This window comes from Hymenobacter terricola, from assembly GCF_017921975.2.
Taxonomy (GTDB): domain Bacteria; phylum Bacteroidota; class Bacteroidia; order Cytophagales; family Hymenobacteraceae; genus Hymenobacter; species Hymenobacter terricola.
Map to the genome: position 1 here is coordinate 215673 of NZ_JAGEMO020000015.1, position 13036 is coordinate 228708.

The 13036-nt window shown below is 65.9% G+C and carries 9 protein-coding genes; 2 read left to right on the top strand and 7 right to left on the bottom strand.

The genetic code is table 11. The features are described 5' to 3' along the window. Positions 1-26: 26 nt before the first annotated feature. From J4G38_RS12765 to J4G38_RS12790, 6 genes are all read right to left on the bottom strand, one after another. Positions 27-1370 carry a type III PLP-dependent enzyme domain-containing protein gene (locus tag J4G38_RS12765; protein ID WP_210520160.1) on the bottom strand — a complete coding sequence of 448 codons (1344 nt, stop codon included), beginning with the start codon at positions 1368-1370 and terminating at the stop codon, positions 27-29. 156 nt (positions 1371-1526) lie between these two features. Then, positions 1527-2585 carry an ATP-grasp domain-containing protein gene (locus J4G38_RS12770; RefSeq protein WP_210520159.1) on the bottom strand — a complete coding sequence of 353 codons (1059 nt, stop codon included), beginning with the start codon at positions 2583-2585 and terminating at the stop codon, positions 1527-1529. Positions 2586-2591: 6 nt separating this feature from the next. Beyond that, a complete protein-coding gene (locus J4G38_RS12775) occupies positions 2592-2831 on the bottom strand; it encodes a PqqD family protein (RefSeq protein WP_210520158.1) in 240 nt (79 codons plus the stop codon). 97 nt (positions 2832-2928) lie between these two features. Next, positions 2929-4857, bottom strand: a complete 1929-nt coding sequence (locus tag J4G38_RS12780; RefSeq protein ID WP_210520157.1) for a T9SS type B sorting domain-containing protein — start codon at positions 4855-4857, stop codon at positions 2929-2931. Positions 4858-4980: 123 nt separating this feature from the next. Next, on the bottom strand, positions 4981-5139 hold the full coding sequence (locus J4G38_RS12785) for a hypothetical protein (protein ID WP_210520156.1): 159 nt from the start codon (positions 5137-5139) through the stop codon (positions 4981-4983). A gap of 72 nt (positions 5140-5211) precedes the next feature. Then, positions 5212-6351 carry a cytochrome-c peroxidase gene (locus J4G38_RS12790; RefSeq protein ID WP_210520154.1) on the bottom strand — a complete coding sequence of 380 codons (1140 nt, stop codon included), beginning with the start codon at positions 6349-6351 and terminating at the stop codon, positions 5212-5214. Between the two features lie 313 nt (positions 6352-6664). On the opposite strand from J4G38_RS12790, the gene J4G38_RS12795 reads away from it, so the two are divergent. Both J4G38_RS12795 and J4G38_RS12800 read left to right on the top strand, forming a co-directional pair. After that, the gene (locus J4G38_RS12795) at positions 6665-7777 is read left to right on the top strand and encodes a sensor histidine kinase (protein WP_210520153.1); all 1113 of its coding nucleotides are present in this window, start codon (positions 6665-6667) and stop codon (positions 7775-7777) included. Further along, positions 7756-8535 carry a LytR/AlgR family response regulator transcription factor gene (locus J4G38_RS12800; RefSeq protein WP_210520151.1) on the top strand — a complete coding sequence of 260 codons (780 nt, stop codon included), beginning with the start codon at positions 7756-7758 and terminating at the stop codon, positions 8533-8535. Before J4G38_RS12795 ends, J4G38_RS12800 begins: the two co-directional genes overlap by 22 nt. A gap of 88 nt (positions 8536-8623) precedes the next feature. Here the strand turns inward: J4G38_RS12800 and J4G38_RS12805 are convergent, their stop codons facing one another. Further along, the gene (locus J4G38_RS12805) at positions 8624-12889 is read right to left on the bottom strand and encodes a PDC sensor domain-containing protein (RefSeq protein ID WP_210520149.1); all 4266 of its coding nucleotides are present in this window, start codon (positions 12887-12889) and stop codon (positions 8624-8626) included. Positions 12890-13036: the final 147 nt, after the last annotated feature.

Sequence of the window (13036 nt, forward strand, 5' to 3'; positions counted from 1 at the left end):
AGGGTCGCGTCTCTACGCGGAATACGCTACATCAAATGTATCGGCACCTGCTCCAGCTGCTGCAAATACTCCAGCGTCTCCGCGGCTCTAATCAAATGCACCTGGCTGGCCTGGTCAATCAGCACCACGTTGGGGCGCAGGTTGATGAACTGCTGCCACTGGCTCATGTTGTAAGCGCCCACTTTGTGCACCACCACCTGGTCGCCGGGGGCGAGCAGGGGCAGGGCAATGCTCTCGCGCAGCATGTCGATGTTCATGCACAGCGGGCCGTAGAGCACGGTGGGCTCGGTCTGGTTGGAGAATTCGCGGGTGGGGCTGAGGTGGTGGTCGTACCAAAAGGAGGTGAAGAGCAGGTTCACGCCGAAGTCGAGGATGGTGGCGCGGCGGCCGTCGGCGAGGCGCTTGTTGGCCAGCACCGTGCCGATGAGCGAGCCCGCGTCATCGACCAGCGCCCGGCCGGCTTCCAGCACCAGCAGCGGCAGCTCGCCGGCCCGGAAGCCCGCAGTGAGCAGCGCGCCGGTGATGGCTTCGGCGTACTCATCGAGGCTGGGCACGGTATCGAGGGCGGGCAGGTAGGCGCCTTTCAGGGTGTTGGTGGAAGGGAAACCACCGCCGAGGTCGAGGTAGTGGATGGTGGTGTTCAGCTCGCGCTGGCAGCGTAGGGCCAGGGCGGCCAGCTTGGCGGCGGCCGTGGCGTAGGCCGCCGGCTGCAAAATGTAGGTGCCGATATGGCAATGCAGGCCCACCAGCTCCAGCCGGCCCGAGGCCACGATGCGGGCCAGCGCCTGCCAGGCCTCGCCGTTCTCCAGGTTGAAGCCGAACCGGTCCCACTGCGGCACAATGCCGGCGTCGAGGTTCACGCGCAGGGCCACGCGGGGGCACCGGGCGCGGCCGGCGGCCACGTCCAGCAGCAGGTGCAGCTCGTCGGCATGGTCGAGGTGAATCACGGCATCGACTTCACAGGCCCGGAGCAAATCGGCCCGCCGCTTGCCGGGACCGTTGAACAGGATGTGCGGGCCGGGCACCCCGTTCAGCAAGGCTTTTTCCAGCTCCATGCCGCTCACCACTTCCGCCCACGCCCCCTCCTGGTGGAAGGTGCGGCACACCGCATTCAGGTAATTGGTCTTGTACGACCACGCCAGCTGCACCTGCGGGTAGCGCGTGCCAAAGGCCCGCATAGCGGCCTGGTAGCTGCGCCGCAATTGCCGCTCGCTCAGCACAAACAGCGGCGAGCCGAACTGCGCCACCAGCTCATCCACCCGCACGCCGTCGAGGGCCGTGACCGGCCGGGCGCCGGCGCGGGGCCCGAACTTGTTCAGCGCCCCGGCATTGAGCTTGCGGATGGTGGGCCGTTCGTAGGGTTGTTTCATTAAAGATGGTTTCAGAACGTCATGCTGAGCGCAGCCGAAGCATCTCGCGTGCCACCACTAACTCAATCGTTGCATTAGTACCGAATTACTGCTGCACGCGAGATGCTTCGGCTACGCTCAGCATGACGTTCGATAGTATACTTTCCAATAAGCACGTCAAAGTTCGCCCAGCGCAGCCACTTGTTGGAACTCCGTGTGGTCGGTAATCAGGTCCCAGGCGTAGCGCACGAACATTTTGCCCACGGCGTAGCCCTCCATCATCGGCACGGGCAGGCCCAGCGCCAGGCGGAGCAGGGCGGCGGGCTGGTTCTGGCCGGCGGCGGCGGTGAGGTACACCCAGGCCGGAAAGCGCGGGTTGATTTCCATGATAACCAGCTCGTCGGCGGCCGTGCGCATGATTTCGAGCTCGAAGCCGCCGCGCCATTTCGTGACTTCGGCAAAGCGGCGGGCCAGGGCCAGCAGGGCCTCGTCTTCGAGCGTGATGCCGGCCCAGGCCTTGCCTTTGTCCGTGATGGTGAGCTTGCGCATGGGCACCACGCTCAGGGCGCGGCCGTGCCCGTCGCCCAGCCCGGCAATGTTGATTTCCTGCCCCGCCACAAACTGCTGCGCGATGAGCGGCACGCCCCACAGCCCGCTCAGCCGCTGAAAAGCTTGCCCGGCCTGCACGGGCGTATACACCACGGTAGCGTCGTAGTAGCGGCCTTTCAGCACCAGGGGCCAGCCCAGGGTTTCGGCGGCAGTGGGCAGCTCGGCGGCGCTGTAGAGGGGCCGACTGGTGGGCACGCTCAGGCCGTGCGCCGCCCCAAAAGCGGCCAGGTTCAGCTTATCGCGGGCTTCGAGCTGCTCCAGCGTGGGCAGAAACGTGTGGATGCCCAGCGCCCGCAGCTGCGGCTCCAGCTTAATGAAATTGTAGAGCTCGGCGTCGAAGTTGGGGATGAGCACGGCCACGTTTTCCTGCTCCTGCACGTAGCGCAGGCGCTCGAGCAGGGCGGCGGTGCCGGCCGTGGGGTAGGGCAGCTGGTAGGTTTTGTCCACCATGTCGCGCAGGTAGATGCCCGGCTCCAGCGCCTCGTAGCTGAGCCCGATGACGCGCAGCTCAAAGTCGGTGGTTTCGCGCAGGGCGCGGATGACGGCTACGCCGGGGCCCGGACTGTCGGTGGCATTGAGGCCGGTGACGGCCACCGTGAGGCGGGGGCGGGAAGCAGCAGGGGGCACGGCGGGTTAGTCTAGCAGGTTGAATTCGCGCAGCTGGGCCAGCAGGTCGTCCCAGTCTTTTTCCAGCTGGCCGGGGGCCACGTCGTAGCGCTCCAGAATGTCGGCTTTGATGGCAGCAGCATCCAGGCCGGCTTTGGCACGGGCCAGAATGTCGGCGGCCAGTGGGTTGGCCGCGAAGGAGTCGCCGGTGGCCGGGTTGAAGATGAACCCGGCCTCGCTGGTGGCGATGTTCTTTTTGAGCTTCATGGGGGAAAAGGCGGGTCTGAGGGCAAGCAAGAACGTCATGCAGAGCGCAGCGAAGCATGACGTTCTTGCTTGCCCTAGCCGTTCAGCGAGGCTAAACCTACGGAATCACCTCGACCCAGCCCTTAAACTTACGGCCGTCGGTGTAGGTGGCCAGGTAATAGTACAGCCCGGCCGAGCCCAGGCCGCCCCACGCAAAGTTGCGCTCAGAGGACTGAAATACCTGCTGGCCCCAGCGCGAGAAGATTTTGATGCCCGCGAAACGGTGGTCGCAAAAGTCGGCCGGCAGGTCGGGCATCCGGAGGAAGTCGTTCTTGCCGTCGGCATTCGGCGTGATGACGTTGGGCGGCCGGAACGCCACCGAGTCGGTCACGGGCACTACTTCAAACCGGATGACGCGCTCCTGCGGCAGCGGCACGCAGGGGCCGGTTTCGGTCAGCTTGAAGTGCACGATGAGCCCGCCGCTGGCATCGGCCGCCGATACGGCCCCGCAGGTGGGCTCCCAGCCAAAGGTGCCCGCCGCCTGGCCGGTGCCGTTCTGGGCGGTGAAAACCATGCCGGCCCCGGCCAAATCGAACCCCGTGCCCACAGCCGTGAGCGTGAGCGGATTGCGGTCGGCGTCGGTGCCGGTGAGGGTGGCGGTGTAGCGCTGGCCAATGACGACGCGCACCACGGCGGGCGCGTTGTCGGACAGGGGCAGGGGCGCGGGCGGAAAGCTGGTGGTGAGCACCGGGGCCGCATTCGGAGCCACGGTGGCCGTGAAGGCCACCCGGATGGTGTCGCGCTTGGGCAGGCTGCAACCGTTGTCGGCCACCATGATGTCGAGCAGATACACCCGGCCGTGGGTATCCGTGCACTCGGGAAAGCAGAGGGTGGCGGTGAGGGTATCGGGGGCCCCGGCGGCGCGCACCGTGCCGCTGACGGCGGTGGTGAACGTGGGCTCGGGCACCGTAAAATTGACCGGCCGGCTGGTCATCGTCAGCACCGAGTTGGGGTCGGGGTCGGTGTAGCGGATGGTGAGGCAGCGGTTGCTGCCGGGCAGCAGGCGCAGCGTGTCGCGGCCGGGGCGGTACAGCGTCGGGTTGTTGGCGGCGTGCACCTGCAGCTGGGGCGGCGTGTTGGTGGGGCAGTTCAGCACATAGAGCTGGAAATCGCGCCGCGTCTCGCCAATTTTCACGCCGCGCCGGTACTCCGAGCAGCGCACTCCGAACACGAACAGGCCCAGGTTGGCGGGTCGCACCGTGAGGCGGCCGGTGTGCGCATCGATGCCCAGGGCCGGACTGCCCGGAATCTGGTTCAGCGTGCCCAGGCCCGTGTTCCAGGTAATGGTGGCGTAGGGCGCCGCCACGGCCTGGCTGAGCAGGGGATTGGCGGCCGTGGCGTGGCCGTTGAGGGGCGTCACCATGTCGTAGATGAGCGAGTCGCCGTCGACGTCCTGCCCGCCAAAATCGTAGTAAAACAGCTCGTTGCGGCACGCGTAGTCGCCCAGGGGCGGAAAGATGCGGGGCGTCGAGTCAATGAAAGCCGCGCCGTTGCGGACGACGGCCGGAAATTCGAGGTAGAAGGTTTGGGCCGCCCCACCGGGGTTCACAATGTTGCCGATGGCCAGGTTGCGGCAGCAGCGCTCCACGGCCACGTAGTAGCCGCCGGCGTTGCCATAAGTGGCAGCGTCGAGGGTAATGTCTTTGTTGTACACCAGCTTGCGGGTGCTCAGCGAGCCCACGGCGCAGGCCGGGTTGGTGTAGTTCACGAAGGTGTTGCTGGTGAGCGGCAGCACAATGTCGATAACGCGGGCGTTACTGGATTTAACAAAAATGCTGGCCGTCAGCTGCTGGTCGAGCGCGGCGGCGTTGCCGTTGATGGCATCAAAATACAGGTTGAGCGTGAGGGCATAGGTGCTGCCGGACTTGTGCTGCAAATCCAGCTCGCCGCCCACGATGTGCGTGGCCGAGGCCCCCAGCGGGGCCAGCAACGCCAGCACCAGCCAGAGCCGGGAGCAACGAAGCAAAACGGGCAGCAGGCGCTTCATGAGTAGTAAGATAGTCGAAAAAAAGATAAAGCCAGGTTTCCCAATGGCCGGGCCCTTTTTCCAAAGAAAAGAGGCCCGGCCGGGGCGGTAATCCGGGAACACGAGGCCCGGTAGCGCCGGAAACTAGTTGGCGCCGGTTGGGGTGGTTGGGGTAGTCGTGGTGGTGGTTTTCTTGGCGCAGCTGTTCGGGCTGACGTTGTCTTTCTGGCAGCCCGAGAAGCTGCTCATGGAGCACAGCAGCAAACCAGCGCTGGCGAGACGAAGAATGGAAGAGAAACGCATGGGGTTATGAAAAAAATGGTTGGAAAAAATGAAAAAAACAATTGGAAAAGAGGCGGGAGAGAAGCCGGCCGGCTACTGAATATTGCCGCCCACGGCCAGGCCGCTGGGCACGGCGGCGGGCACGGTGCGGTCGTAGCTGGTGGCCGTGAGCGACTGCAGGAAGGCGATGATGGCCTGTGGGTCGGTGACTTTGGAGGGGAATAGCGGGTCGCGCTGGCCCACGCTCACGTGGGAGTTGGCCGAAGGGGCGCCCCCGCGGCCGGGGTCGTAGAAATTGAGCACCGCTTGCAGGTTGGCCTGGGTGCCGCTGTGCATGTAGGGCGCCGTGAGGGCCACATTGCGCAGGCTGGGCGTGCGGAAGGCGTAGGTGCCGTTCAGGCCGGCGTCGGGGGCAGGGTTCTTGCCGTTGTCGGCCACGCCAAGGACGTGCGTTTTGTAATCGCTGAACATGGGGCCGCTGTGGCATTTGGCGCAGCCGCTGGTCACGAAGGCGTTCAGGCCCTGCACCTGCTGCGTGCTGAGGGCCGTTTTGTCGCCGCGCATGTACTGGTCGTAGGGCGAATCGGTGGCCAGCAGCGTGCGCTCGAAGCAGGCAATGGCCTTGCCGATATTAACCGCCGTGATGGGCGTGGCCTCCGCAAAAGCGGCCCCGAACAGGGTGGCGTAGGCCGGAATGTGGCGCAGCCGGGCCACCACCGAATCCAGCGCCCCGGCCTCGGCATACTGGTGGCCGCGCATCTCCTCCAGCGTGGCCACGGGCATCACCGACTGCGTTTCGAGCGACTGGGCGCGGCTGTCCCAGAACATGGCGGCGGCGGCGGGGTCGCAGGTGCCGTCGGCGGCCAGGCCGTTGAAGGCGGTGTTCAGGACCGTGGGCGTGTTACGTTTATTAAAGGAGAAGTCGTTGGGGGCGCGGAAGTGGCGGGCGGAGCCCAGGCCCTGGCCGTTGCTGCCAATGGCCAGGTCGAGGGCATCGGCGTAGCCATTGGCGGGGTGGTGGCAGCTGGCGCAGCTCACGTCCTTGCCGCCGGAGAGCACGGGGTCCCAGAACAGGGCGCGGCCGAGGGCGATTTTGGCCGGACTGCTGAGGTTGCTGGCCGGCGCGGGTGCCACCAGCGGCAGGGCCGTGAGCGTGGCCAGGTCGGCGGCCGAGGGCGTTTCAATGTCCTTCTGGCAGGCAACTACCAGCAGCAGGGCCGCGGCGGCCAACATGGAAGCAACCCGGGGAAGTATAGTTGTGGCCATGAAAAACGCAGTGGGATAGAGAGAAGCAGCGGCACCCCGCGGCACGGCCTGGGGCAATCGTCTGGCTCAAATTTGCCAGGGCTACGGCCTGGGTGCCAACTGCAATCGCCGAGTTGGTTTGGCACGTCGCCCATTCGCCGATTCAGGAGGCCAAATGGAGCCGCTAAAACCGACCAATGCCCCGCCGGCTGGCCGATGCACCCGCCCCGCTGGCCGATGCGGCACCCCGCAGCGCGGGCGCGGGTTGTAGCTTGCGGAGCAATCCCCTTCCCCTGCTTTTATGCCCTTACCGCTACTCCGTTCGGCTTCCACGCTGCTGCTGCACGCCCTGGTCTGGGGTTTGGTGACGGTGCTGCTGGTGGCCCAGCAACCCGATTACCCCGGCCCGAAACCTACCGAGTTCTGGCTGACCCAGGCCGTGGTGTTTGGCCTGCTGGTGGCCGTGTTTTATCTGAACGTGGCCTGGGCCGCCCCGCGCCTGCTGTACGGCGGCAAGGTGTGGGCCTACTTCCTCCTGAACGCGGTGGCGGTGCTGGCCGTGCTGGCCATTCACCAGCTGGTAGAGCAGCGCCTGGGCGTGCCCGAGCTGGTGGCCACCGCCCGCGAAGCCGTGCTCAACCCGCCCAACCCGTGGTCGGGGCCGCGCCCGCACCCGCTGCCCGGCCCCGAAGAAAGCAGCATGCTCGTCAACCCCGGCGTGCTGCTGATTTCGCTGCTGGTATTGGGCATCGCCACCAGCCTCGCGGCCATGCAAAAGGGCCAGCGCGACGCCGAAAGCCGCCTCGAACTGGAGCGCCGCCAGGTAGCTACCGAGCTGAGCCTGCTCAAGGCCCAAATCAACCCCCACTTCTTCTTCAACACCCTCAACAACATCTACGCCCTCACGCTGCTCGACGCCGACCAGGCCCGCGCGGCATTGCACCGCCTCTCGCGCATGATGCGCTACGTGCTGTACGAGTCGCCGGCCGGCCACACCCGCCTCAGCCAGGAAATCAGCTTTCTGCGCGATTATATTGAGCTGATGCACCTGCGCCTGACCAATAAAGTGCAGGTGAACTTCGAAATGCCCGACCCGCTGAGCCCCGACCCCTCCATCGCGCCCATGCTGTTTCAGCCCTTCGTCGAAAACGCGTTTAAGCACGGCGTGAGCGCCACCGCGCCGAGCTGCATCACCATTCAGCTGCGCCAGCCCACGGCCCACACCGTGGAGCTGTGCGTGCGCAACACCGTTTTCCCCGACCGGCCCAACGCCGGGGACGACGAGCCCGGCGGCATTGGCCTGGCCAACACCCAGCGCCGCCTCGACCTGCTCTATCCCGGCCGGCACACCGTACAAGTCACGCCCCGCAATGCCTCCAACGAATACGAAGTATGTCTCCATCTGAATCTGTAGCCCCGTTCGTCATCAGCTGCATGGCCGTCGACGACGAGCCGCTGGCCCTGGGCCTGGTCTGCGCCTTCATCGAGCAAACGCCGTTTCTGCGCCTTGTGGGGCGGCACGAAAGCGCCGTGGCCGCCCTGCGCGCCCTGCACGAGCAGCCCGACGTGCACCTGCTCTTTCTCGACATCAAGATGCCCGACCTTAGCGGCCTGGAGCTGGCCCGCGTGCTGCAAAAAGGCCCGCGCGTCATCTTCACCACCGCCTTCAATCAGTACGCCCTCGAAGGCTTCCGCGTCGATGCGCTCGACTACCTGCTCAAGCCCTTCAACTACGAAGAATTCCTGCGCGCCGCCCTCAAGGCCCGGGCTTTTTTCGAGCTGAAAAACGCGGGTGCGGCGCCGGCGGCCGCGGCCCCGGTGGCCGCGGCCGCGCCGCCCGCCGTGCCCGAAGAAAACCATATCTACCTCAAAGTAGAATACCAGTTGGTGCGTGTTTCGCTGGCCGATATTCTCTACGTGGAGGGCCTGAAAGACTACGTGAAGGTGCATTTGGCCAGCGCCACCCGGCCGCTGCTCTCCCTCACCAGCCTGCGCAGCATGGAGGAAAAGCTGCCCGCCCGCCAGTTCATGCGCATCCACCGCTCCTATATCGTGGGCCTGGACCACATCCAGGCCGTGGGCCGCGGCACGGTGCAGATTGCCGGCCAAACCCTGCCCGTGAGCGACGGCTACCGCGAGGTGTTCGACCAGTTTTTCAGCCGCTGGAAATAAGAGAGTACGCCGTATAGTCCGCAACTTGGGTTAACTACTTTCGCAGAACTAAGCGTCCAGTCGGCGTCTGCACGGCTACTTAACACCTTCAGGCCGCCGGCTGGCTCGGGACTTTCGAGGAAGGCAGGATGAACTTGAGCAGCCCGAAGATGGCCGGTATCAGGCTGGTGAGCGCCACCACAAAGCCTTGGGTTTGGGTGAGAATGTTCGGCTGGGAAATGAAGATGAACAAGGCCCCGGCCGCCAGCAGCAGCATCAGCGGGGTTTGGGCCGAGGCCCAGCTGCTGCCGTCGGGGTCGGCCTGGGCGTAGCGCAGGGCCTCGCGCCGCCGCTGCGCCGTCAGCAGGTAGTCGCGGAAGCTGGTGCTGCTCAGGCCCAGGCGCCCGTGCCCGCTGAACCGCAGGAAGCCTTTGCGGAGCAGGTTGTCGAGCGGCCGGCGGTCGTCGGAGTTCACCAGCCCGTCCTGGGCCAGGTCGAAAAGCAGGAACCGCTCCTGCGGCGAGAGGGCCAGCCAGAGCCGCCGGAAATGGAACTGCGCCAGGCGCTGCACCACGGTCACTATTTCGGTGCGGCTCAGCGGCACGCCCGGCTCGCGGCGGCGCCACAGGTTGGCCACGATGGCCGGCCTCAGGCTCGCCACAAACGGCGAGAGCTGGCACTCGCGCTCAAAAAAGCGCCGCAACGAAAGGTTGGAGCCAATCAGCTGGTGCTCGGCATCGGCGGGCACGGGTTTGGGCGAGACGTTATTCAAGGCAAAATACTCCACCCTGAACTCGGCCAGCGTATCGAGCAGCAGCTCGCCGGCTTCGCGAATTTCGCTATGGCCACTTACCTGGCACTGCTGCTCCAGGGGGTGGCCGCAGTCGCCAAAGCCCACCGGGTGGGTGGCCGAGAGTACCAGCAGGGGCCAGCCCCGCCGTTGCAGCTCGGTCAGGAATTCGCACTTGCGCCGGGTGAGGTCGGCATTGCTAATGAAGCAGTCGAAATTAGCCAGCACCACCACGTGCGGGGCAGTGGCCGCCACCGGCGGGCTGGGCAGCGAGGCCAGCGCCGCACTTTCGCTGTCTTTGCTTTCAGGCTTGAAGAGCTGCTGGCAGTTGAGCACAATGGCGGGCTGGCCCAGCTCCTGCCGGGCCCAGGCGGGGGCATCGGCCCAGGTGCTGCCGGCCGGCAGCAGCCACAGGCGGCACACCGGCGCCGCCAGGGCCTCGGTTTGGGGCAGCGGGGTGGGGGCATCTTCGCGCAGGCCAAACAGGCGCCGCACCAGGTAGCGCACCAGCGCCTGAAGCACCAGCACCAGGGCCGCCACCAGCACTATCAGGGCCCACCGGCCGGCCGGCCACGTTCGTGGGTAGCCCCAATGCAGGCCTTCCAGCGTTGTTTCTACCCGGCCCCGGCTGGGATTGTCCTGGCTGACGAGGGTAATGGGGTCCTGGGCCAGCGACGATACCTGCCAGGGCCGCCAGGCGCGGGCCGTGGTGCTGTCGTTGGTGAGCACCTGGCCGGCGTCCTCGCTGGGCTTGTTCATCTCGGCCCCGAGGGAGGCAAAAAACTCCAGCGCCGCCAGCTCCCTGGGCGCGGATTTGACGGCGTCCCGCAACGACACCCCGGCGTCGTATTTCAGGCCGCTGCCGAAAAACCATGTGGTGTAGTAGTGAAAGGTGTTGGCTTGCGTGTGCCGCTGCTCGTTCAGCCTGAGGATGTGCAGCTGGGCGTAGCGCGCCTGTTGCAGGCGCTCGGCGAGGTGCGCGATGTGGTAGCAGGTGAGCGCCGGCACGATGCCCAGCAGCACTATCCACCCGAGCAGCATCCACACGTAGGCCAGGCGGTAGCCGCGCGCCAGGGCAATGCCCCGGCGGCCCAGCCACCGCACCAGCCCGCCGCGCAGCAGCCACCACACCACCCCCCCCAGGCCCAGCACCAGGCCCGCGACCCAGGCCGTTTCGCGGCCACCCACCACCGCCCAGTGGCAGGCCAGCAGCAGCAGCAGCAGGCCGCTCATCAGCCCCACCACCCAGTGGTGGGTGCGGCGGCTGTAGTCGGGCCGCAGCCGGGTGTGGTGGTAGGTGAGCACGTAGAGCAGGCCCGGCACCACCAGCAGCAGGCACAGCTGGCTCAGCGGCCCCACGCGCGTGGCCACGGCCCCAAACGCCAGCAGCCCCACGCCAATGCCCACCACCACGTGCCAGTAGCGCGCCGCGTGGGTGGGGTGGGGCCACAGGCTGCGGAAACTGTCCGGGTTGGTGAGCTGCTCCTGGCCGGGAGTGCGGGGCACCACCAGGCGGCGCAGCGCCCAAAAAGCCACGCCCAGCAGCCAGAAACCGCCCAGCAGCGTGAGGCCCAGCAGCGAGGTCTGGCTTTGCTGGGCCTTGGCGTAGCTCATGTCGAAAAACGTGACCAGCGAACGGTGCATGCCGGGCATCGGGTGCACAAACAAGAGCGTCGGCTTGCCTTGGTACACCGCTTCCAGGGCCGTGGAGGTTTGGGCGAAAAGGGCCGCCCGGAGCGGGGCCGCCGGCTCGCAATCGGTGAGCAGGTTTTCGCTCAGGTTCAGCTCGGGCTTGGAGTGTATCATCACGTTGCCGTTGCGCTCCAGCAGGCAGTAGCCGAAGCCCGGCGGCAGTATCTGGTCGTCGAAGCTGAGCAGGGGCGTTTCGAAGGCGCATATCAGGCCCGGCCGCCACCGGCTGGGGCGGGCCAGCAAGGCCTTCAGCATGGGGGCCCGGCTGCCCGTGGAAGCCGGGCTCAGCGCCGAGGTGTTCTGCACCGTGCGCAGCATGTCGAAGTAGCACGTATCGGTGCTCACCGCCGGTGGCGTATAGCCCTCGGCACCAATCTGCTTCGCGCTGTCCAGCGCATACGAGTCGCCCCGGACCAGCTGATAGGCCTGGGCATTCATTTGCTTGAGATAGGGCCTTTTGAGCAGCGAAGGCACGTAATACTTCCCCCCCGATAAGTCGTCCTGGGCATTCTTGCCGGCCGTTTCCACCGGGGCGGCCAAGGGCGTCGGGTCCAGGCCGTACCGGGCCTCGCCCTGCCGGCTAATCCAGGTAAAATAGTCGCCGGGCGTGGCGCCCCGGTGGGAGTAGGCCCGGCACGGATAAGGCCGCAACACCGTCCGAACCGCTCCCGAAGCATCAAACCGCAGCGAATCAACCTGGGCGTTTTTGAGCGAATCATCCACGTTGCGGGCAATGGTGTTCAGCTCCGTCAGCTCGCCGTGCAGGTCGGTGGCCACGTCCTTCGCCAGCCCGGCCAGCTGCTGGTGCAGCACCCGCGGCTCGGTGCTGTAGCGCGACACCGCCGCTTGCAGCGTGAGCAGCAGGATGCCCGACCCCAGCACGAGCGAGGCCGCGCAGAGCAGCACGTCGCCCCGGTCGATTTGCTCGCGCGGGTTCATCAGCAGCAGCTTCAGAAACGGCAGGGACAGGATGCCCAGCAGCAGCAGGCCCAAAATCAGCTCGGGCCAGCCCGTGGGCAGTTCCCGGCGCTCGGCATTGAAGCGGTTGCCGGCCACCCCGCCCACCAGCAGGCACGTCAGGCCCGGTGCCAGCTGCACCGGCTGGGCAAACAGCTGGTACTCGTGCCCGCCCACCAGCAGCGCGCCGGCCCGGCCGGTGTGCGTCAGGGTCGAATCGGTGAGCCAGCGGGGCATTTTGGCACCTTTTACCGCTTCGGCGCTGGCGGTGTTCAGGTATAGGTCGGTGGGGCCGCTGCTGTAAAAAAGCCGGTTGCTCGGCAGCTCCACCATGAAAAAATAGTCGAACACGTCGGTCCGCAGCAGGTCCCGAACCAGCGTATCGGCCGGTAGCGTGTGCGTGAGCCGGTAGCGCAGGCCCACGGCCCGGCCGCTGGCGGGCACTTCCGCTTTGGCCCCGGCCACGAGTGGAATGAGCCGTTCAAAGACAAACTGGCTGCCCGTGAGCGCCACCGATTTCAGGGGCGTACCGGGCACCTGCGCGGGCAACACATCCGACGCTTCTGCCGATTCCCGGGCCCTCAGTACCCGCGAAATAGTAGCCACCTCGGCCTGCGAGCTGAACGCGGTGGTTGTTTTGGCAGGCTTGCCTCCGGGGCGGGAAAGGGGCGTTTTGCCGCCATTGGCGGCCTGCTTGTCGGCCAGCCGGTGTGCGACGGCCAGCGCGTCGCTTTCGTCGTTGAAATGCTGCGCCTCAATCTTATCCTTCATGTTCTGGCCGATGCGGGCCAGCACCCGGAAGTAGCGGTAGTTGAGGCTGGCCGTGCGCTGCGGCACGTAGCTGAGCAGGTAGTAGCTCATCCCCAGCACAATGGCCACGCTCAGGGCCAGCGTGCCAATATTGCGGCCTACGGCCGCAAAGAAAGAGTTTTTCATGTCAATGACGGGTAGAAAAAGGCAGCAAAGCCCGTGGCAGAACCAGCCCGGGGTGAATAAAACCCGCCGGCAATCCCGCTGTCAGTAACCAGCGCAATACATAAGTAATTGAATTTATATCTAATTCAAAATAAGCAAAGCAATAAT

Bases quoted from the DNA above. Each gene is read 5' to 3' on its own strand.
- J4G38_RS12765 (WP_210520160.1), bottom strand. From the start codon at position 1,370: ATGAAACAACCCTACGAACGGCCCACCATCCGCAAGCTCAATGCCGGG.
- J4G38_RS12800 (WP_210520151.1), top strand. From the start codon at position 7,756: ATGTCTCCATCTGAATCTGTAGCCCCGTTCGTCATCAGCTGCATGGCC.
- J4G38_RS12775 (WP_210520158.1), bottom strand. From the start codon at position 2,831: ATGAAGCTCAAAAAGAACATCGCCACCAGCGAGGCCGGGTTCATCTTC.
- J4G38_RS12780 (WP_210520157.1), bottom strand. From the start codon at position 4,857: ATGAAGCGCCTGCTGCCCGTTTTGCTTCGTTGCTCCCGGCTCTGGCTG.
- J4G38_RS12805 (WP_210520149.1), bottom strand. From the start codon at position 12,889: ATGAAAAACTCTTTCTTTGCGGCCGTAGGCCGCAATATTGGCACGCTG.
- J4G38_RS12795 (WP_210520153.1), top strand. From the start codon at position 6,665: ATGCCCTTACCGCTACTCCGTTCGGCTTCCACGCTGCTGCTGCACGCC.
- J4G38_RS12785 (WP_210520156.1), bottom strand. From the start codon at position 5,139: ATGCGTTTCTCTTCCATTCTTCGTCTCGCCAGCGCTGGTTTGCTGCTG.
- J4G38_RS12790 (WP_210520154.1), bottom strand. From the start codon at position 6,351: ATGTTGGCCGCCGCGGCCCTGCTGCTGGTAGTTGCCTGCCAGAAGGAC.